Annotated in this window: 18 protein-coding genes and 5 tRNA genes; 18 read left to right on the top strand and 5 right to left on the bottom strand. The window is 45.3% G+C overall.

What is annotated here, in order from left to right:
* Nucleotides 1–195: 195 nt before the first annotated feature.
* A complete protein-coding gene (locus tag ESE_RS0110175; RefSeq protein ID WP_010375002.1) occupies nucleotides 196–714 on the bottom strand; it encodes a DUF1836 domain-containing protein in 519 nt (172 codons plus the stop codon).
* A 74-nt stretch (nucleotides 715–788) separates the two neighbouring features.
* Between ESE_RS0110175 and ESE_RS0110170 the strand changes: the two genes are divergently transcribed.
* The 4 genes from ESE_RS0110170 (at nucleotide 789) to ESE_RS0110155 (ending at nucleotide 3,874) form a co-directional block, all read left to right on the top strand.
* Nucleotides 789–1,157 (top strand): hypothetical protein, encoded by a 369-nt coding sequence (locus ESE_RS0110170; protein ID WP_010375001.1) that lies wholly within the window; start codon nucleotides 789–791, stop codon nucleotides 1,155–1,157.
* 94 nt (nucleotides 1,158–1,251) lie between these two features.
* Entirely contained in the window at nucleotides 1,252–1,731 is a 480-nt protein-coding gene (locus tag ESE_RS0110165) for an RNA polymerase sigma factor (protein ID WP_010375000.1), read from the top strand.
* 1 nt (nucleotide 1,732) lies between these two features.
* Nucleotides 1,733–2,551 (top strand): RsiV family protein, encoded by an 819-nt coding sequence (locus tag ESE_RS0110160; RefSeq protein WP_010374999.1) that lies wholly within the window; start codon nucleotides 1,733–1,735, stop codon nucleotides 2,549–2,551.
* A gap of 102 nt (nucleotides 2,552–2,653) precedes the next feature.
* Complete coding sequence (locus tag ESE_RS0110155; protein WP_010374998.1) at nucleotides 2,654–3,874, top strand: MFS transporter; 1,221 nt, start codon at nucleotides 2,654–2,656, stop codon at nucleotides 3,872–3,874.
* A 65-nt stretch (nucleotides 3,875–3,939) separates the two neighbouring features.
* Here ESE_RS0110155 and ESE_RS12625 read toward each other — a convergent pair whose 3' ends face one another.
* From ESE_RS12625 to ESE_RS0110135, 4 genes are all read right to left on the bottom strand, one after another.
* Nucleotides 3,940–4,611: a hypothetical protein gene (locus tag ESE_RS12625; protein ID WP_010374997.1), complete on the bottom strand. Its 672-nt coding sequence runs from the start codon at nucleotides 4,609–4,611 to the stop codon at nucleotides 3,940–3,942.
* Nucleotides 4,612–4,761: 150 nt separating this feature from the next.
* Nucleotides 4,762–4,833 (bottom strand) — tRNA-Gln (locus tag ESE_RS0110145).
* 8 nt (nucleotides 4,834–4,841) lie between these two features.
* Nucleotides 4,842–4,924: transfer RNA gene (locus ESE_RS0110140), tRNA-Tyr, on the bottom strand.
* A gap of 59 nt (nucleotides 4,925–4,983) precedes the next feature.
* Complete coding sequence (locus tag ESE_RS0110135) at nucleotides 4,984–5,811, bottom strand: metallophosphoesterase (RefSeq protein WP_010374996.1); 828 nt, start codon at nucleotides 5,809–5,811, stop codon at nucleotides 4,984–4,986.
* Between the two features lie 189 nt (nucleotides 5,812–6,000).
* On the opposite strand from ESE_RS0110135, the gene ESE_RS0110130 reads away from it, so the two are divergent.
* The 14 genes from ESE_RS0110130 (at nucleotide 6,001) to ESE_RS0110065 (ending at nucleotide 19,980) form a co-directional block, all read left to right on the top strand.
* A complete protein-coding gene (locus tag ESE_RS0110130; protein ID WP_010374995.1) occupies nucleotides 6,001–7,446 on the top strand; it encodes a peptide MFS transporter in 1,446 nt (481 codons plus the stop codon).
* Between the two features lie 116 nt (nucleotides 7,447–7,562).
* Entirely contained in the window at nucleotides 7,563–9,110 is a 1,548-nt protein-coding gene (locus ESE_RS0110125; protein WP_010374994.1) for a DHA2 family efflux MFS transporter permease subunit, read from the top strand.
* A gap of 177 nt (nucleotides 9,111–9,287) precedes the next feature.
* Nucleotides 9,288–10,241, top strand: coding sequence for a GRP family sugar transporter (locus ESE_RS0110120; RefSeq protein ID WP_010374993.1), 954 nt, complete (start codon nucleotides 9,288–9,290; stop codon nucleotides 10,239–10,241).
* Between the two features lie 12 nt (nucleotides 10,242–10,253).
* Nucleotides 10,254–11,132 carry an ROK family protein gene (locus tag ESE_RS0110115; RefSeq protein ID WP_010374992.1) on the top strand — a complete coding sequence of 293 codons (879 nt, stop codon included), beginning with the start codon at nucleotides 10,254–10,256 and terminating at the stop codon, nucleotides 11,130–11,132.
* 206 nt (nucleotides 11,133–11,338) lie between these two features.
* Nucleotides 11,339–12,709 carry a sugar porter family MFS transporter gene (locus ESE_RS0110110; protein ID WP_010374991.1) on the top strand — a complete coding sequence of 457 codons (1,371 nt, stop codon included), beginning with the start codon at nucleotides 11,339–11,341 and terminating at the stop codon, nucleotides 12,707–12,709.
* 141 nt (nucleotides 12,710–12,850) lie between these two features.
* Nucleotides 12,851–12,933: transfer RNA gene (locus ESE_RS0110105), tRNA-Tyr, on the top strand.
* A 9-nt stretch (nucleotides 12,934–12,942) separates the two neighbouring features.
* A tRNA-Gln gene (locus tag ESE_RS0110100) sits at nucleotides 12,943–13,014 on the top strand.
* 119 nt (nucleotides 13,015–13,133) lie between these two features.
* A tRNA-Gln gene (locus ESE_RS0110095) sits at nucleotides 13,134–13,205 on the top strand.
* A gap of 121 nt (nucleotides 13,206–13,326) precedes the next feature.
* Nucleotides 13,327–14,067, top strand: coding sequence for a DUF975 family protein (locus ESE_RS0110090; RefSeq protein WP_050790594.1), 741 nt, complete (start codon nucleotides 13,327–13,329; stop codon nucleotides 14,065–14,067).
* A 68-nt stretch (nucleotides 14,068–14,135) separates the two neighbouring features.
* Entirely contained in the window at nucleotides 14,136–14,798 is a 663-nt protein-coding gene (locus tag ESE_RS0110085) for an endonuclease III domain-containing protein (RefSeq protein ID WP_010374989.1), read from the top strand.
* Nucleotides 14,799–14,812: 14 nt separating this feature from the next.
* Nucleotides 14,813–15,694, top strand: a complete 882-nt coding sequence (locus ESE_RS0110080; protein ID WP_010374988.1) for a hypothetical protein — start codon at nucleotides 14,813–14,815, stop codon at nucleotides 15,692–15,694.
* Entirely contained in the window at nucleotides 15,691–16,164 is a 474-nt protein-coding gene (locus tag ESE_RS0110075) for a SprT family protein (protein ID WP_010374987.1), read from the top strand. The genes ESE_RS0110080 and ESE_RS0110075 overlap by 4 nt, the downstream gene beginning before the upstream one ends.
* A 129-nt stretch (nucleotides 16,165–16,293) precedes the next feature.
* Nucleotides 16,294–18,177, top strand: coding sequence for an acyltransferase family protein (locus tag ESE_RS0110070; RefSeq protein WP_010374986.1), 1,884 nt, complete (start codon nucleotides 16,294–16,296; stop codon nucleotides 18,175–18,177).
* 138 nt (nucleotides 18,178–18,315) lie between these two features.
* On the top strand, nucleotides 18,316–19,980 hold the full coding sequence (locus ESE_RS0110065) for a phage tail family protein (protein ID WP_010374985.1): 1,665 nt from the start codon (nucleotides 18,316–18,318) through the stop codon (nucleotides 19,978–19,980).
* The last annotated feature ends 13 nt before the right edge of the window (nucleotides 19,981–19,993 follow it).

Genomic DNA, 19,993 nt, shown 5'->3' with positions numbered 1-19,993 from the left:
GTAGCGATTGTAGCAGGGTAACTCACAAGTTCGGCCGACCGCCGGTTAGATAAGGCGATACGGACCCTGAACCTTAGCACAATTATTTGGGTGCTAGCCGGTGCTCGCGCCGGCGGAGTTGCCCGGATGCAATCTTTGTCGGATCCGCTTCCCCACACCCATGCCTCGTCGCAACGCGACGACCCCACAGAACGACTACTTCTTAGTAGGCACTTCCTTAATCGGGTTGCGTTCACGCATGATGGCCAATAGCTTCTCAGCTTCCATTTTGTGGAAGACGACGTTGGCAGCGTCGCGCATTAGCTGGAGATCAATGTTGTCAGGATCAAATTCAACTGGCACAGGACCTTGTAAACGTGCCATCAACGCATCAACGAACGCGTTGTACGCCTTCTTAGGGTAATCGCCAATCGTTACTTGATCGATGGCTGCACGGATTTCTTCCAGTGAGAAGACGGGCTTCATCAATGAAATAATCAAGATATCCGCGATTTGCATCGTTTGGTACTTCTTTTTAACGGGTGCCAAGATGACCTTTTGCTTAACGTAATTGTTAATCATCGTTGACGTGACAGCCGGCATGTTTAAAGGTGCCAGGACTTCATTTACATATTCAACGACCTGGTCCATATACAAATCAAATGTTGGCAAGTCCTCCCAATGTGGAAATTCGACTTCTTTTAGGCCTTCGCGCCATGATAGATATTCGTTCATTTGGCAGATTGTCCTTCCGTGGTATACTTTATATGAATTAATTTTACCACATCTAGAGTGAGGAACTATATATAATGTTTGAATCTACTAAGTCACGCGTTGTTACTGAAGAACTTGCTAAGCGACTACCTGAGGAAGCGCAGACTGCAGTTTGGGGAATGTTTGATACGATGATGAACTACAAGGCCATCATGTTCCCTGAAGTTGAGATTTGGTTTGCGGATGACTACACAGATAGTATCGTGGGTGTGATGTTCGTCCAACACGACGGTGATTTCCAACAAGAAATGGAAATGCCTTACTCTGGTGACCACTCATGGTTGGGCAAGGGATTGATTGTCTCAATCCGTGATGAAGATAATATCGTCATGGACGTGTCAGCACGCGTCTTGGCATACGAAGCAGCTGTTGCGGAAGAAGAAGCTAACAACGACGCTGAGTAATAAAAAACACGCTTAACGGCGTGTTTTTTTAGTTTTGAAACTATTCCATACATCACAGCGTCTAATAAGTGTTGAAAGTTAGGGGGAACGTAACATGCGTGAAGAATTAATCGCAACGCTGAAAGAAAATCAAACAGCGTTGTACCGCGTTGCGTTAGGCTACGTTCATACGGAAGCAGAGGCGCTGGATATCGTGCAAATCAGTGCTGAAAAAGCGTTACGTCAGGTGGGACAGGTGAAAGAAAAACAATATCTCAAAACCTGGTTGTTTCGAATTTTGATTAATACAGCCATCGATGCACAACGTAAACAAGCCCGCCGCCATGAAATTGGTGACGATGTCTTAACGTTTATGCCAGCTTTGGCAGGAGTTGCACCAGAAACTCGCTTAGCACTTGAACAAGCGGTGAGTGATTTGTCTGATAAAGAACAGGCGATTATTCGGTTGCATTTTTTTGAAGATCAAACCTTTGGGGAAATTGCGCTGACATTGCAGTTGTCAGAAAATACGGTCAAAACAACGTATTATCGCAGTCTGAAGAAATTGGAAGCCTTGATGGACGGGGGAATTTAACATGACTTTAGCAGATTTGAAGATTCAGTATACACAACAGGATATTCCAACTGAAAAGTTGACGGCTGTTATCAACCAAGCGATTGTCGCAACTGCACCAAAGCGCAAGCGCTTGAATTGGTGGCAATCATCAGTGATTGGTGTCGGTGCTGTAGCAGCAGCTTTTACGCTGGCGCTTAACACATCGTATTCATTCGCGAATGCATCAGAACGGGTGCCAGTTGTGCGTGATGCCGTGAAAGTTTTATTGTTCCGCGAGTACAAGCATGTCGACAAGACGTCGTATGCGGATATTAAGGTGCCTTTGTTGACGAACCTACGTGACCGGCAATTATCTGATAAGTTAAATACGGCCTATGCAGAAGAGGGTCGCGCATTATACGAGTCCTTCATGAATAAGACCAATGATACGCCCAAGTCGATGACACAAACCTATGCTGAAAAGGTAAACAACGAGCAGCTGCTTGTGCTGGAACGTCGTCAGGATATCTCGTCGGCCGATACCGCTACGAAGCTGCGTTACACAACAATTGATAAGCAAAACGGGCTGGTCGTAACACTGCCGATGCTATTTAAGGCGAACGCCTATCAGGCAATTTTGAAAAATTATGTCAATGAACAAATCGCAGCGTCGAAGCAGTATGACACACCGGTCGCAGCGATTGGACCTAAGCAGACGTTCTATATTAATAATAAGGGTGAACTAGTATTGGTTTTCCAGCGCGGTGAAATTGCACCGATGTATGTTGGTGCGGTTGCGATGACGATTCCAACTGATGAGATTGATAGCCAATTGATATCACATGCTTACGTGAAGTAATTGTATCTAATTGAATTTTAATATAACCGCTGTTTTGTGTATGAACAGCGGTTTCTTTGTGTTATGCTAATTAGATTATGACAGAAAAAGGAGGGCGGAAAGTTGCAAGATTTCATGCAGTTGGATCGTAATTTGAAGCTACGATCATTAACTGTTTTTCTAACAGTCTTACTGGGTAGTTCAATTGGACCGAATGTAACGGTTTATTACGTTGAATATTTTGGGGCCTTCATTACCGGCTTTTTGTTGATTGCCGTCTCAGTGGCCGGTTTTATTGCTGGCTTGTATGGTGGTCACTTGGCCGATGTGTTGGGGCGTAAAAAGACCATCTTGATTGGATCGGCCATGATTATTGGCGGCTATGCGCTGGCTATGCTGATGAATTCGCCGTGGTATACCAACCCGTATATCACGTTCGTTGGGTTCCTGACTGCTTCAGTCGGGGCGTCATTCGCCGATCCGGCCGAACAAGCGATGATGATTGACTCGTCAACATTGAAAAATCGTAAGTTTGTCTTTGCGTTGATTTACTGGATCATTAACATTGGTGTGATGATTGGGGCGGCCGTTGGTGGTTGGTTCTTCCGTGATTACCTCTTTGAATTGTTAATGGGCTCAATGATTGTCGGCATTATTAATGCGGCGATTATCAAGTGGGGGATGGCGGAAACGCTGGATATGACAACCGTTAAGACGAATTCGTCAGTCTGGAGTGCTATCAAGTCATACGGGCATGTGCTGACGGATAAGCGTTACTTGCTATTCATGTTCGGAACGATTTTCTCGGTCGTTGTTTATTCACAACCAGATTTCTATTTGGCAGCGCACTTGGCAGAGTCGTTCCACGACTACACACTGTTTGGCATTCATTTTTATGGCCAACGGATGCTCTCGTTTATGCTGGTAATTAATACGGTCTTAATCGTCTTAACGATGTCAGCATTTAATCATATGACAAATCGCTGGCCGCTAATCCGTGGTTATATGATTGGGACATTCTTGCAAGGCCTCGGCTTTGCCATGGCCTTCTTGCTCCGCGACTTTTGGCCACTGGCCTTTACGGCGGTTGTCTTCACGGTTGGTGAGATGATTAATGTGCCATCAAGTCAGACGTTGCGTGCGGATATGATGAACCCGGAGAAGCTCGGGGCTTACTCAGGTGCGTTTGCTGCGACGCGGCCACTGGGTAATATTGTTGCTGGGGTGATGGTGTCAGCCTCGCACTTTGTTGGCAATATCGGTGCGGCCGTAATGTTGATGGTTGGGGTGCTGATTGCGATTTATTCAGTTGCCACTGCTGCAAAAATGAAAGCGTCATTTTAATAGTCGATTATATGAGAATAGCCGCAGGATCATGATGTTAAATGATCCTGCGGCTATTTAATTTATTAGTTTGCTTTATCTTTCTTATGATTATCGACCTTTGATGTCTTAGTATCGGCAGCTTCACTTTTAGCGGCAGCTTTGTCAGCAGCTTGTTGTGAGGACAGCGCCTTCGATAAATCGGTTGCATTATCATTTGCGGCATCCACGGCGCTCTTAGCAGAGTCCTGTGCGGCCTTAGCTGCATCATTCGCCGTTTTAACAGCTGCTTCTGCAGAATAACGCGCCTTAGTTAGTTCGGATGACTTCTTATCAAGCGCAACTTGTAGCGAAGAAGCCTTGTCCGCTGATTCGTCGGCGTTCTTGAGTGCCGTCACGTAATCCTCACCACTTTTGGCGGCCTTGTTTAACAAATCAACACCGCCGTTCGTTGCCAACACCAGGCTATACAGGTTTAACGCTGATTGCCAATTGTTGTGGCGGATTTCTTTGTCCGCACGCTTAAGGTAGTTAAGTTGCTCAAGGGCGGTGCGGTTTTCGACGGAAACGCGAATGCCACGGGCCGCAGAGTAGTAGATAGCGGCATCTGACCAGTTGTGGGCCGCGACGGCATTACGCGCATTGCGCATATTGCCTTGATAGCTTTTGTTTTCATTGAATGCATCAACACCCCAGTAGATCCCGGCTGCAGTTGCAGCGAGGGCGATTAGGGTGATGACAGTCCACTTAAGTTTCATGTGACCTCCTTGAAGATAGAACGCTTACCATTGTACAGGAAAAATAGTGCGAAAAACAGGACAAATATGAAATTAACCGCATTAATCAGGCTGTAGACTGAAAAAATATAACAAAAAAGCCGACAAGCAAATGCTCATCGACTTCGTTAGCTGGGATAGCTGGATTCGAACCAGCGATACACGGTACCAAAAACCGATGCCTTACCACTTGGCCATATCCCAATAATAAATGGGGGCTATAGGATTCGAACCTATGAACCCGAAGGAATGGATTTACAGTCCACCGCGTTTGACCAGACTTCGCTAAACCCCCATCATATAAACGCTTTAGCGATATGTATCGCCTCAACGAATATATACTATACAGAATATTTATTTAGATGTCAACACTATTTCTTGAACTTTGTTTTGCCAAGCATCAAAGAAGTTATCAGCCGTCCATTCTTGCAAGCGCCGACGGTTATAACCAACGCTGGGGTTGTAGTAAGTAACCCCATTTTTTTCACGTGGCGGCACGGTAACGTGAATGTGGCCGTAAAAGACATGACGCACATTGTCGTAACTTTCGAGTAGTTCACCAGTGCGTGGTGACCCTAAGACGCCGTTCACAGTTGCCCAGCGTCGATCGCCGATTGGAAAAATCAATTCATCCCCAATTGGGGCAAAGTGGGTCATGAAAATGACTTGCTTACCGGCAGCTTGTGCGTCATCGAGGAGCACCTTCATTTGGGCCAACCCTAAATCCATGCGCTCCGGATCGGTCATTGGTTGTTCAATAATCCGGTCGTAGTAAAAACCACGGCGGAAGGCGGCAACATCTGCCGGGTCAATGCCCCGGGCAAATGGGTAATCATACCAACCATTGTGACCGATAATCCGCCAATCCGTGCCGGGAATGTCGACGTACTTATTATGAAGGTAAAAATCATTCACGGGTGATTCGAGCTCAGCAAAATCTGTGCCACGCCCCATGTCGTGATTACCAGCAATAAACAAGACTTTGGTCTGGTCACCCAGGTTTTCTTGCAAATCACTCACATATGCCATTGATTTCTTAAAATCGTTAAAAAGGTCACCAGCAATTAGGTAATAATTAACGTTCATTTCTAGAATTTTTTGTGTTTGTTTCGCTAAAATTTCGGCGGGTTCTTGCTTATTTATGTCCAAGTGATTGTCACTTGTAACAGCGATTTTAACCATGATATCGCCTTTCTTTCCTGATATATCAATTCATTGTACCAAACGCGAAACTATCCTTGTAGGAAAAAGTAAAATCAATTTCTGATACCTTCTTGTGGAAATGAAGAAATTCAAGTAAACTTAATAAGTATTTTCTAATGAATTAGTTATGTTAAAACAAATAAATATAAATTCGTAAGGAGCTTTTCTATGGAATCAGAAAAGAAATTCCTGGGACAACCACGCGGTCTACAAACATTGTTTATGACCGAAATGTGGGAACGTTTCAGTTACTACGGTATGAAGGCCATTTTGCTTTACTACATGTGGCATTTGATTGCGACAGGTGATTTGAACGTCACGAAGGCAACGGCAGCGTCAATCATGGCCATCTATGCGTCAATGGTTTACCTATCAGGTGTTGTCGGTGGTTTCATCGCTGACCGTTTGCTAGGTCAACGTCGCACGGTCTTCTGGGGTGGTGTTTTGATCATGTTTGGTCACATCGCCTTGTCATTGCCATTCGGGGCACCGGCCATGTTCGCCTCAATGATCTTGATTGTGTTGGGAACTGGTTTGTTGAAGCCTAACGTTTCATCATTGGTTGGGTCACTTTATAAAGATGGTGATTCAGCCCGTGATGCTGGGTTCTCAATCTTCGTCTTCGGAATCAACTTGGGTTCATTTATTGCCCCATTGCTAGTTGGTTGGACGCAAGAACAGGCCGGCTTCCACGTCGCCTTCTCATTGGCCGCTATCGGTATGTTCTTCGGTTTGTTGCAATTCCACTTTGGTGGCAAGCACTTGCACGAAGATTCAATGTACGCCCCAGACCCATTGCAACCGCAAGAAGTGAAGCCTTTGGTCACTAAGATTGTCCTTGGTGTCATTGCCTTTGCGTTGGTTGTCTTGTTGATGGTTTTGATGGGCTGGACGAGCTTGCAAAACTTCGTTAACTTGTTGACGATTGTCGCTATTTTGTTGCCAATCGGTTACTTCACGTTGATGATTACGTCAGCTAAGGTTAACAAGGAAGAGCGTTCACGTGTTGTCTCATACATTCCATTGTTCTTGGCAGCTGTGTTGTTCTGGGCCATTGAAGAACAAGGATCAATCGTTTTGGCAACTTTTGCTGCCGAACGTGTTGATACGTCATGGTTCCCAGCGTCATGGTTCCAATCACTGAACCCATTGTTCATCATGCTATACACGCCATTCTTTGCCTGGTTGTGGGTTAAGTGGCAAAAGAACCAACCATCTTCACCAATGAAGTTTGCGATTGGGTTGATGTTCGCCGGTGCGTCATTCTTGTTGATGGCCTTGCCTGGTGCAATGTTTGGTACGGCTGGTAAGGTGTCACCACTTTGGTTGGTTGGCTCATGGGCCTTGGTTATCATCGGTGAAATGTTGATTTCACCAGTTGGTTTGTCAGTTACAACGAAGCTAGCGCCTAAGGCATTCATGTCACAAATGATGTCAATGTGGTTCTTGGCTTCATCAGCTGGTTCAGCGTTGAACGCCCAGTTGGTAACGTTATATAACCCTAAGAACGAAGTGGCTTACTTCGCTTGGTTCGGAATCGCCTCAGTTGTGCTTGGTGTGGTCTTGGTATTCTTGGTACCACGTATCAAGCGCTTGATGGCCGGTGTTAAATAGTAAACGAAAAGAGCAGTTGATGATTTTCCATCAGCTGCTCTTTTTCTGTTGGAAAAGTAAGTGAAAGCGCCTATAATCAATTCTTGTCGAAAAAAATAGGAATTAGGTGGAAGAGAATGACAGAAGAGAAGTCATACAAGAAGTGGTTAGCTTTGGCAGCCATGTCTTTGGGCGTCTTTATGGCCTTGTTGGATGTCACGGTTGTGAACGTGGCATTGCCAACAATGGCGGTTGATTTTAAGACAACGTTTAACAATCTGCAATGGGTCCTAAATGCGTATACGATCGTGTTTGCGGTCATGTTGCTGATTGTGTCGAAGCTTGGTGACATGTTTGGTCGTAAGAAGATGTTTATCGCCAGCATGTTCGTTTTCGTTATTGCCTCAGCGGTTAACGGGATGGCAACGTCACTAACAGTGCTCGACATTGGGCGCGGGGTCCAAGCGATTGGAGGCTCAGGCTTGATGTCATTGGCAATGGCATTGGTCGCTTCAAACTTTGAAGGCCGCGAGCGCGGTACGGCGCTAGGAATCCTAGGATCTGTCATTGGTTTGTCGACGGCGTCAGGCCCCTTGGTGGGTGGTTACCTGGTTGAAGCCTTTGGTTGGCCATCAATCTTCTATATTAATGTGCCCGTTGGTATCATCGCAGTTATCATGACGTGGATTAACGTTAAAGAAACGCCAAGCTATGGTAAGGGTCAAAAGATTGATTTCGTGGGCATGATCTTGTCAGCGGCGGCTTTATTCTCAGCTGTGTATGGCTTGATTCAAAAGGAAAGCCACGTGCACTGGGCATGGACTGACGCCCGTATCGCCGGTTGGTTGATTGCAGGTATCGTCTTGGCAGTTATCTTCGTGTTGGTTGAGTTGCGTGTGAAGACGCCAATGATGAACTTGAAGATGTTTAAGAGTGTTAACTTCGTGGGTGCCGTAATCGTTGCCTTTACGTTGGGAGCTGGTGTGTATGCCATTAACGCCTATCTAACGGGGTTGATGCAAAATTACATGGGCTACACGGCATTCCAAACTGGTTTGCGCCAACTAGTGATTTCAATTTGGTCACTGATCTTGGGACCGGTAACCGGTATCTTGGGTAACAAGTTCTCAAAGAAGTGGATGATTTCAGGCGCTTTGTTGCTTGGTGGAATTGGCTTCTTGTTGTTGGCCAACGCCATGACGACGAAGCTAACGTTTATTCAATTGGTACCAGCAATGGTCTTGATGGGATTGACGAATGCAATCGTTAACCCAATGTTGAATACGGCCGGTCTTGAAGGCGTTGCGCCATATGAAATGGGGATGGCAGCTGGATTGCTTAATGTTTTCCGCCAATTCGGTGTATCATTCGGTGTCGTGATGCTTGGTTTGACCCAGACGAATCACTATGAAGACTACTTGAACGCGCACCTCGGAACGGTCAAGATGCCTGAAGCGGCAGCGACTGGCTTGCACAAGGCCTTGGTTGAAGCTGGGCCATTTTCTGGCCACGCGGTTGCCTTTAGCGATCGCCTGACTAAGGCACCGTTCGCGCACGACTTCCAACAAGTCGTGCTCCATGCTTATGATAAGGGCATGATTGCTGTGGGCGTTACCGCGGCAATTACAGTCTTTATTGGTGCAATCGGTGCCGCACTCTTTATGCGTGACCGTAAAAATGCTTAATTAAATACAATTAATTTTTAAACACCCGATTGTCTGTTTGCTTACAGAAATCGGGTGTTTTTTGACTAAATTATCTAAAAAATGACGGGAAATTAAAAAACGTTAATTGTGTAAGCGGTTTCAAACGGGTAGCGTAGTAGGTGTTGAGTGGCAAATTTTTTGATTAGGGGAGCTATTATGTCAATTTTAATCGCATTAGTGCCGGCATTAGCGTGGGGTTCTGTTGGAATCGTTACGACTAAAGCTGGTGGAACTGCGGCGCAAGGAATTATGGGGATGACCATTGGTGCCATCATACTTGGTTTTGGTACCTTGGCCTTCTTCGTTATTCCGAATGCCGGGATGGATTATGCATTTAATTCACGGATTTGGATTGTTGGATTTATTTCAGGTTTGATTTGGGCAGTTGGTCAGGTTGGCCAACTGATTGGATTTAAGAAACTAGGGGTGTCGATTGGAAATCCGCTTTCGACATCCGGGCAAATTGTTGGTAACGCTTTGATGGCCGCCGCTGTGCTTGGTGAATGGCACACGGGCCGGATGTGGTTCTTCGGGGTCTTGTCAATTGCGCTGGTAACAGGTGGTGCTTTGTTGACGACCGTTCGCGATAAGAATGCGCCGGCAGAAACGAACCCAGAGCGTGACTTCAAGGGTGGTGTTTCAGCGGTTATCGTTTCAACACTAGCCTTTATGATGTACTTTGTGTTGCCTAACTTGCTTAACAAGTGGGGTTACATCTCAGATGCCGTTCACAACCAAAACAACGGGTTGGACTATATGACAGCGATTGTGGCACCACAATCAGTTGGTCAAATTCTAGGGGCTTTGTTGATTGTGGCGTTCTACTTCAAGGAAACGAACAACATCATGAAGTCTGGAACGGCACGTCAAGTTATTACTGGTTTGGTATGGGCATTGGGAAATGTCTTTATGTTCATCTCAACTGGAAATCCAGACGTTGGTCAAGCAACGGCGACGACATTGTCACAAACCGGAATTATTGTTGGAACCTTTGGGGCCATCTTTATTCTTGGTGAGCATAAGACGAAGCGTCAAATGGGTTATATTTTGCTTGGAACGGTGTTGGTAATTGTGGGGGCAATTTTGATTTCAAAGTTGTCAGTGTTATAGGAGGAATAAATCATGTCACTTTTGGGGGCTATTGAAGCAGGTGGTACGAAGTTTGTTGTTGCGGTTGCGGACGTCAATGATCCGGATACGGTCATTGCACGTGAGAGTTTTCCAACCCTAGATGGTGCGGGAACCCTGGCGCAAGTTATCGCATTCTTTGATCAATACGAGGATATTGCGGCAATTGGGATTGCGGCCTTTGGACCAATTGATATTAACCCAGACAGTCGCACCTATGGTTATGTGTTGGATACGCCTAAGCGTGGTTGGTCAGGTTATGATTTCTTGGGTGCCATGAAGGCTTGGCGTGACATCCCTTACTTCTGGACGACAGATGTGAACGGTGCGGGTTGGTCAGAATACGTTTCTGGGGCGGCCGCAGACGTTGAAAACGTGGTATATCTGACAGTTGGAACTGGGGTGGGTGCTGGTATTATCCAACACGGTCACTTGTTGAGTGGTAACTCACACCCTGAAGCTGGGCACATTATGATGCGTAAGCACCCACAAGATAACTATGCCGGGCACTGCCCATTCCACGGGGATGCTTGCTTAGAAGGTTTGGCAGCTGGTCCAGCGATTGAAGATCGTTGGCACGAATCTGCTAAGTCATTGCCAGATGATCACTTGGCCTGGGAAATCGAGGCCTACTACTTGGCCCAAGCGGCCGTGACATACACCGTTACGTTGCGTCCAGACCGCATTGTTTTCGGCGGTGGTGTGCCACACCGTGAAGTCTTGTTGCCAATGGTTCGCAAGGCGTTTGCAGAACAATTAGCTGATTACTTGCCAGTTGATGATTTGGATAAGTACATTGTTACCGTGGGAAACGGTGACAATGCAGGAGTTCTTGGTTGCTTCTACTTGGCTAAGAGCTTGCTAGCAGCGTAATAAATTGCAGAAAAAGACTAGGGTAACCTGGTCTTTTTTCCGTAATTTGGGAAATAATGACCTAGATGAGCACTTTTTCGCATACGTAACTAACTAAAAGTAACAAAACACTTGTATTTACTAATTGTAAGCGCTATCATATGTTCATGGTTAGTTGGAGAGATAAACCAACTAATGTTAAACGACTGTCTTAGGGGGAAAAGACAATGAACGAGAAGAAGCGTATGTCGACCAGCCTGATTTACTTTTTTGGGGCGCTGGGTGGACTACTGTTTGGTTATGATACGGGTGTTATCTCAGGAGCCATCCTATTCATTCAAAAGCAGTTGCATTTAGGTTCTTGGGAGCAGGGCTGGGTTGTTTCGGCCGTGCTAATTGGGGCGATTTTAGGATCAGCAACCATTGGACCTGCGTCAGATAAATTTGGCCGCCGCAAGTTATTGATGTTGTCATCGATTATCTTCGTCATTGGGGCGATTGGTTCTGGATTAGCACACAATTTTGAACTCTTGGTCATTTCACGAATTGTGCTTGGTATTGCGGTTGGTGGTGCATCGGCCTTAATTCCAACGTATCTATCAGAATTAGCACCGGCTGAAAAGCGTGGTGGGATTGGGACGATGTTCCAATTGATGATTATGAGTGGAATTTTACTGGCTTACATTTCAAATTATGTTTTGTCAGACTTTGATTTGGGTTGGCGCTTCATGCTAGGCTTGGCTGCCGTGCCAGCGGCAATTATGTTCTTCGGTGGGATTGCACTGCCTGAATCACCACGTTACTTGGTACGCCAAGGGGATGATCAGGAAGCATTGGCTGTGCTGAAGCAGTTGCAAAGCAATGATCAACAAGCACAAGCTGAGTTGGATGATATTAAGTTGCAAGCCTCGATGAAGAGAGCTGGGTTTAAGGAACTCTTTGGGGTTATGTCACGTCCCGTGCTAATCATGGCCATGGGCTTGGCAATTTTCCAACAAGTCATGGGTGCTAATACAGTGCTGTACTATGCACCAACTATTTTCACCGATGTTGGTTTTGGTGTCAGCGCCGCGTTGATGGCTCACATCGGGATTGGTATCTTTAACGTGATTGTGACTTGGGTTGCCATGAAGGTGATGGATAAGATTGATCGTAAGAAGATGTTAATTGCCGGTGCCTGGGGCATGGGAATTACATTGATGGTCATGTCAATTGCGATGAAGTTTTCCGGTCACTCACATGTGGCATCATACATTGCTGCGTTTGCTTTGACGATTTACATCGCATTTTTCTCAGCAACTTGGGGACCAGTTATGTGGGTGATGATTGGTGAGTCATTCCCATTGAACATTCGTGGTTTAGGTAACTCGTTCGGCTCTGTTGTGAACTGGACAGCGAATACGATTGTTTCGTTGACGTTCCCGCCATTGTTGAATGCATTTGGTACTGGTTCGCTATTCATTGGTTATGCGGTATTGTCATTTGTGGCCATTTGGTTTGTCCGCAAGTACACGATTGAAACTCGTAACCAATCACTTGAACAAATTGAAGCAAGCTTACGTTCACGGGCTCACGCTAAGGGTTGGACAGAAGACTAGCAGGTATATAATAGGGGCCGGAAAGTGATTTCCGGTCTCTTTTTTTCATGAATTAATCGCATTTCGTGAATAAGATGATTTAATTTCAAAAAAGGGGTTGCCAACTTGTGTGATACTTGGTAATATATATTTTGTTGTTGCGGGGGTTTAGCGAAGTCTGGTCAAACGCGGTGGACTGTAAATCCATTCCTTCGGGTTCATAGGTTCGAATCCTATAGCCCCCATCGCATCATTGGGATATGGCCAAGTGGTAAGGCATCGGTTTTTGGTACCGTGTATCGCTGGTTCGAATCCAGCTATCCCAGCTGATGAAAGTCGGTGAGCGAATACGCTTGCCGGCTTTTTTGTTGCCGTTAAAACGCCTGTCATAAATTGTTGACACAAAAAGTAAGCAGCGTTATTATAATATTCGTTGAAAAATGATTGGGATATGGCCAAGTGGTAAGGCATCGGTTTTTGGTACCGTGTATCGCTGGTTCGAATCCAGCTATCCCAGCTATTGAAGGCGGTGTGCAGTAATGCATGCCGTCTTTTTTGTTAACTAACCGTAAATCCCCGCTAAGTCGAGTATGTTAAACTAATAGCTAGAGTAAAGGGATATAGATAAGGATATGGGTATGCTAAGCAATTATGATTTGAAGATGCGCGCGCGGTCGCGTGTTAAAGGACCGGCCTTTGGCATTTCGCTAAAAATATCATTGATTTTGATTTTGTGGCAAATTGTCTCAACGTACTGGGATGGCCAACGCACACCAAATCCAAGTTCTTTGGGCTTTGGTGAGTCGGTTCAGTATTTGTTCGGGATGTTCACAACAAGCATGGTGAGTGAAATCATCTTTGGTGTCTTTGGGCTAGGCACGGTGTGGGCCTTTGTTGAATGGCGTCGTTCACAAGAAGCGCCAGCGAACCCTGTACAAGTGAGTTTGAAGTTCTGGGGCCGTGAGACATTGGTTGACGTGGTTGTATTGTATGGCCTACGTTTCTTGTTCACGGTATTGTGGACCTTCTTGTTGATTGTGCCGGGGATTATTAAGTCATTTGCTTACTCACAAGCGGGCTTGATCTTCGCAGAAGACGTTAAAAACGGTGCTAAAATCACGAGCTTGTCAGAATATTTGACACGCTCACAAGACTTGATGCAAGGTTACAAGGGACGCTTTTTCTGGCTACAATTGAGCTTTATCGGTTGGTGGATTTTGGTGGCATTGACCTTTGGAATCGCCGCAATCTACGTGATTCCGTATTACAATGCGACGATGGCGGAGTTCTACATGGAAGTGGTCCGCGAACGACGTTATGGTGCGCGTCGCCCAGCTGGTGACACCGAAATGCCAGTTGATGAGAATGATGAACTATAATAGATAGCAACAAAAGGTTAGGGTTTACTCTAGCCTTTTATTATTGAAATTAAAGCGAGATTGAGATAATGAAGACGTTAGATGTACGGGGGTTGTATGAGCAACTCTATAATCAAATGGGACCCCAACGCTGGTGGCCGGCTGAACGCTGGATGGAAACGATTGTCGGCAGTATTTTAATTCAAAATGCGTCAGCCAAGACCGTTGATCCAGTCATTGAGAAGGTCGGACGTGAAACCGGCTTTGATCCACAAATCCTGATTGGCTTATCACAAGAAGAGTTGGAACAACTCATTTTTGAAGCGGGCCTTTATCGTAGCAAGGCAAAGTATTTGCGAGCGTCATTAGAATTCTTTGGTCAATATGATTTTGACTTGGCGCCATTGCAAGCGTTGGAAACGGCTGAACTACGCAAACGCATTCGCGCGGTGAACGGGATTGGTAACGAGACGGCGGATGTGTGGCTGGTATACATATTTGGGCGCGCGCAATTTATTGCAGATTCCTATTCACGCCGGTTAATGAACTTCTTGGGTGGCCCTGAGAAGTTGACTTATGAAAAGGTCCAAAAAGTCGTGATGAATAATTCTGATTTCACGCCAGATGAAGCGCGTGAGTTTCATGCGCTGATTGACGAATTCGGTAAGTTATATCTGCGTAATCGCGACCAATTCTTAACGAGTTGGCTTCGTGATGCCAATTTTAATGAACATATTTTGAATCAATTTTAGTAAAGGAGCTCTTGATGGCTAAGAAAGTCGCTGCCTATAAGAAAATCCGACCACCGCGTGTGCGAATTGGTCGTAATAATGATGCTGGTTACGCCATTCGGGTCGATGTGACGGATACGCGGGCGGACATTTATCAACCCTATACCCACCCGAAAGCGGATCAAAAGGTTCAAATCGACTTTCTCGACCATCAAGAAGTGGCCAGTCGGCGGATTTGGCAACAATTTATCCAGCAAAATGCGGCCCGGGTAACGGAACCGGATGTCGATTTGGTGAGCGTGCAATCTGCCCGGCAGTCGGGTAGTGTGTATGTGAGTTTTGTGCAACATGAAAAGCCGGCCTACCAGACCCTCCGTATTGCGCATCATTTAGGCCCAAATTGGCAAAAACTGCCCGTTATTCAAACACGGTTCCTACAACAAGCTACTGAAGTCGGCGATTGGGTGCGTAAAGTGGTGGCTGGGCAATCATTCGTGCCATTTACGTTTGAAATGTACACCTGGTTACGTTGGTGGTCACAACCTGGTCTGACGCAAACGCTTGAGAAGCACGGTAAGCATTGGCTTGTTGCCAAAGGAGATCAGCACGACGGTGTGTCGGCTGAACAAGTTAATGTCGCGTTGCAGTTACAGCACGGTGCGCTGTTAGTGCCACGTGGTGAACAGATGGTTGTGAGTGATACCGGCATTGCGGTGATGAATTACTTTGCCCGTTACTATGAAGCGCAGTTTGCGAAGGCGTACGGCGCTGATAGCGTTTGGCAAACTGATGCGCTCCTCGAGGCAGCAACGGCTGATACGTTGGGCCAATTTAGTACTGCCAAGGTGAAAAAGCGTCAGGCGGTGAAGATTCCGAATCGCATACCGAAAGATTATCGTGGGGATCGTTGGGGATGACAAACGCTGAACTACAACAACTCGTTGAAAAATTGTCGGTGGCTGATTTTGGTCGGCCGTTCCAACACCAAGCGACCTTTAACCGGCGTCTGCGGACAACCGGTGGTCGCTATGTGCTACAAACGCACAATTTGGAAATTAACCCCTTGATGATTGAAGAGTTTAACGAAGACACCTTGATTGGCGTGATTAAGCATGAGTTGGTGCACTACCATAACCACATCCAAGGGCTACCTTATCAACATAAGGACCGTTATTTTCAAAGTGAGTTACAACGGATTGCTGGTTTGAAATATGCGCCGGCGACGTCAAAAGCTAAAGTACGCCAACAACCGAAACATTTATGGGTGTATACCTGCAAAAATGGGCATGAAATTTACCGCCAACGTCGGATTAACGAATTACGGTATGTTTGTGGGATTTGTGGCGCCCCAATTCGACTCACTGGTGAACTAAAACGTGACGTCTAACTGCTGTAAAAAGTTTCAAGCCTAAAGGAAACCCTAAAAGCCAGTAATATTGCTTGCTTGTAGCTAGATAGTAACGTTATTATAGAATTTGGTTTTAATAAGTGAACTGAATGTAGGAAGAGAAGAAAAATGGGGCAAAATTCTGCAGGAAAGCGACGGTATATTACAGGTTTTGACGGGTTACGCGCCATCGCTGTAATTGGGGTTATCGTATTTCACCTTTGGCCTAACCGCCTAACTGGCGGTTGGCTAGGCGTGCCGTTGTTTTTTGTGTTATCCGGGTATCTAATTACGGATTTGTTAATCCAAGAATATGATCGCAACGGACGAATTGACTTGATTGGGTTTTATCGACGCCGAATCAAACGACTATACCCAGCATTGGTGGTGATGTTATTTGCCACGGCGACGATGATTGGGCTATTCGCACGCGATTTACTTTATAATTTACGCGCAATTATTAGCAGCAATATGCTGTACATATATAACATTTGGGCGACGAAGCACGGTGAGTCATATTTCGATTCATGGGGTGGTGCTTCGCCATTTACCCACTTATGGTCATTATCAATTGAAGGACAATTCTACTTCATTTGGCCAATTATTGTCTTTATCGTGTTGGCGTTGCGCATTAAGCGAACGAAGGTGTCGATTGCAATTTTGGTTGTTGCCACGTTATCGGCGATTTGGATGGGTGTCATGTATGACCCAGCCAATATCAATCGCGCTTATTACGGGACAGATACACGTATTTTCGCGGTGCTGTTTGGAACGGCCTTGGCGTTTACGTGGCCCTCAAATCGGATGAAGATGACGTTGTCACCACGTGTGAAACGCAACTTGGATATGTTGGGGATTGGTAGTTTAGTGCTAACGATTATTGGGTTCTTCTGGCTCAATGGTCAATGGTCAGCGACATACATGGGCTTGATGTTTGTCTTTACGGCAGTCATTGCGGGCTTGATTGCGATTACGTCGCACCCGGCATCCTTCCTGAGTCACGCCTTGGATAACAAGGTGCTGAATTATCTAGGAACGCGTTCATATAGTATCTATTTGTATCAGTTGCCAGTCTTTGTGTTCTTCGACAAGTTTACGCATCATAATGATTCATTCATCGTGAACTTATTGAAGATTGCGGTTGTCTTGGGAATTGCGGAATTGAGTTATCGCTACGTCGAAAATGTTTTCCGTCGTTTCAAGAAGCCAGCTATGCAACCAGGTGTAACGCTGAAGGCGCGCTTCTTTGCGAGTCGCCAGGCGAAAATTATGGCGACCGTCGCAGCAGTATTCTTGTTGGGAACGGTTAATGCGGTGGCTGCCAAGCAATCAGCAAAACCACGCCCTGAAACGCAATTGCAAAAGCGTCTTCACGCCAATGCATCGGAGATTAGTGCGAAAAATAAGCGTGCACTTGAGGCTGCGAAGGCATCAAATGCGAAGAAGAAGTCAGCTAAGAAGGGTTCGGCGGCAGCTAAGGCGGTTGACCCAGCCTTGTTAAGTAAGTACGGTCTAACCAAGGACCAACTTGGCAAGATTAGCGGTAACGCGGTCACGGCAGTTGGTGACTCAGTCATGGTTGACGTCGCGCCAGATTTGCAAGAATTGATGCCGAACACGGTCGCAGATGCGGCGGTTGGTCGTCAGGCCTACTCAGTGCCAGGCATCTTGCAATCGTATGCTGGTCGCGGTGTCTTGGCACCGAACGTCATCATTTCGATTGGGACGAACGGTACGATTGGTGAAGATGTCTTTAAGCAAATCATGAATACAGTCGGTGACCGCCAAGTATACTGGGTTAACGGTTATGCGGATCGTTCATGGATTGCGACAAACAACCAATTCCTCACTAGCCAAGCAAGTCAGTATCCAAATCTGCACATTGTGGATTGGTATGATGCTGTTAAGGATCACGCTGATTGGTTAGGCGACGATCATGTCCACCCAAATCCAAATGGTTCGGTACAATACGCAGCTGAAATTGCTAAGGCAATGGCTAATAGTAAGAAATAAACAAAACGTCTGTAGCGATACAGGCGTTTTTTGTATGTCTCCCTACCACACTTTTCGTTAGTAAGTCAAGAGTTCGGAAATGTTATTTTTTTTCGTAACGCGGTAAAATCTAGATGATTAATAGCAGGGGGTGTATAGATGGGTAAACAAAGCGAATTAATACAGCTAAGTCAAGTACAGTCATATGGGGCACATAAATTTAATATTGATGGATTGCTCAAGTCAGTACGAGATCAAGTGCAGTCCAATTTAATTAGTCAGTTCGGGTTGGGTCCTCTATTCAATAATTTTCAAGATGGAGGTGGAGTTGATACTATACATAATGTTCGGAATGAGGTGTATTCGTCCAGCGAGGTGAAAGAAGATTTGCACAAAAAGACTTCTGGATATAGTAAAGAAATTGCGAACTCGAACAGAAAGGGGAGCGAAAACTATAAAAAAATAAATGCAATGCAGGCAGAAGCAAAAAAATCAGGAAAATTAATAGATCCTAATACAGGGGACAGGATAGGAATTAACGAAAAAACAGATTTAGATCACCGAGTTGCCTTGAAGGAAATTTTTGAAGATAAGGGGCGAGCTCTATCTGGTATGGATGTTGATGAGGCAGCTAACACTAAGACTAACTTGAAGCTCACTGATAGGAGTATCAATCGGTCTATGAAGGATGCGAATAAGTCTGATTATGCAAAAGATTTACCTAGAAAACGAGAAATTTGGGAAAAAGAGAGACAAGCGGTCAAAAATAATACGACTATCTCACCAGAAAAAAAGCGCGCGAAATTGGCGAATATAGAAAACAAGATGAGAGCAGACGCTGAAGCCATAGAGAAATCAGATAGGCAAGCGCGATTGGCTTATGAAATACATGTAAACTCCAAGTATTATCTTAGTTCTAACTTTCTTGGTGCGACGGTGAAAAACGCAAGTAGACAGGCCGGAATTCAAGGACTTAAAAGCGTTGCCGGTGCGGTGGTTTATCAGCTTTCAGATTTATTATTTGATGTATTGATGCCGATTGTTAAATCTTGGAATAGTTACGAGTCTATGAAAGATCGAGTTGAGGATTTTAAAACTAGACTTTACAAATCTTTTGATACATTGAAACAACGAATCGTATTGGTAAAGGATTTGTTGCTGGCCGGGTTGAGTGGTGGCTTCTTGTCTGCGATAGCCAATACATTAATTAATGCGTTTTTGACTACCGGGAAAAACTTCGCTCGAATTATCAACGACACTTTTGTTTCACTGTGGCAAGCAGTAAAGCTGTTAACGACAAAAACAGAAGTGCCACTCAGTGTCCGGATTAAAGAAGCTTTTAAGCTAATTACAACAGCTTTAATTGCAACCGGAGGGTTTATGTTAGGCGAAGCTGTCAGTGCTTCTCTTGCAGGAACTCCATTTGCACCGATTGCCGATATCATTGGCACAGGCGTTGCAGCCGTGATGACGGGGATGGCAACGGCTCTTGTTGTATATTTGTTCGATCATTTTGCTGAAGTGGTCGATGGAGTAAAGAGCATTATAAAAACGATGGCTAAAGGTATGACGGTTACGTCAGATCAGCTGAAAGCCGATTACGAACAGGCGATTATCAGGATTGATGGAATTTATCGTGATGTCTTGGAAGAGATTTATGTACAGTATGATCACTTGAATAAATTGGCAGATTTGGCGTTTGATTTAGGGTTGAAACCAGCTAAACAATTTTATGCTAGTCAAGAATATGCAGATGAAGTAGGTGTAGATAGGGACAGAGTGTTGCGAAGTCGAGAAGATGTAAAAAAGTATTTTAAAAATTAAAAGATTATTTAGG

It is taken from the genome of Weissella cibaria KACC 11862 (assembly GCF_000193635.1).
In the GTDB taxonomy this organism is placed as follows: Bacteria; Bacillota; Bacilli; order Lactobacillales; family Lactobacillaceae; genus Weissella; species Weissella cibaria.
Note: the sequence above shows the minus strand (reverse complement) of the source record. Positions and strands in the feature narration are given on the sequence as shown.

Coding starts and splice junctions, on each gene's coding strand:
- ESE_RS0110175 (WP_010375002.1), bottom strand. CDS start 714: ATGAACGAATATCTATCATGGCGCGAAGGCCTAAAAGAAGTCGAATTT.
- ESE_RS0110170 (WP_010375001.1), top strand. CDS start 789: ATGTTTGAATCTACTAAGTCACGCGTTGTTACTGAAGAACTTGCTAAG.
- ESE_RS0110165 (WP_010375000.1), top strand. CDS start 1,252: ATGCGTGAAGAATTAATCGCAACGCTGAAAGAAAATCAAACAGCGTTG.
- ESE_RS0110160 (WP_010374999.1), top strand. CDS start 1,733: ATGACTTTAGCAGATTTGAAGATTCAGTATACACAACAGGATATTCCA.
- ESE_RS12625 (WP_010374997.1), bottom strand. CDS start 4,611: ATGAAACTTAAGTGGACTGTCATCACCCTAATCGCCCTCGCTGCAACT.
- ESE_RS0110135 (WP_010374996.1), bottom strand. CDS start 5,811: ATGGTTAAAATCGCTGTTACAAGTGACAATCACTTGGACATAAATAAG.
- ESE_RS0110130 (WP_010374995.1), top strand. CDS start 6,001: ATGGAATCAGAAAAGAAATTCCTGGGACAACCACGCGGTCTACAAACA.
- ESE_RS0110125 (WP_010374994.1), top strand. CDS start 7,563: ATGACAGAAGAGAAGTCATACAAGAAGTGGTTAGCTTTGGCAGCCATG.
- ESE_RS0110120 (WP_010374993.1), top strand. CDS start 9,288: ATGTCAATTTTAATCGCATTAGTGCCGGCATTAGCGTGGGGTTCTGTT.
- ESE_RS0110115 (WP_010374992.1), top strand. CDS start 10,254: ATGTCACTTTTGGGGGCTATTGAAGCAGGTGGTACGAAGTTTGTTGTT.
- ESE_RS0110110 (WP_010374991.1), top strand. CDS start 11,339: ATGAACGAGAAGAAGCGTATGTCGACCAGCCTGATTTACTTTTTTGGG.
- ESE_RS0110090 (WP_050790594.1), top strand. CDS start 13,327: ATGCTAAGCAATTATGATTTGAAGATGCGCGCGCGGTCGCGTGTTAAA.
- ESE_RS0110085 (WP_010374989.1), top strand. CDS start 14,136: ATGAAGACGTTAGATGTACGGGGGTTGTATGAGCAACTCTATAATCAA.
- ESE_RS0110080 (WP_010374988.1), top strand. CDS start 14,813: ATGGCTAAGAAAGTCGCTGCCTATAAGAAAATCCGACCACCGCGTGTG.
- ESE_RS0110075 (WP_010374987.1), top strand. CDS start 15,691: ATGACAAACGCTGAACTACAACAACTCGTTGAAAAATTGTCGGTGGCT.
- ESE_RS0110070 (WP_010374986.1), top strand. CDS start 16,294: ATGGGGCAAAATTCTGCAGGAAAGCGACGGTATATTACAGGTTTTGAC.
- ESE_RS0110065 (WP_010374985.1), top strand. CDS start 18,316: ATGGGTAAACAAAGCGAATTAATACAGCTAAGTCAAGTACAGTCATAT.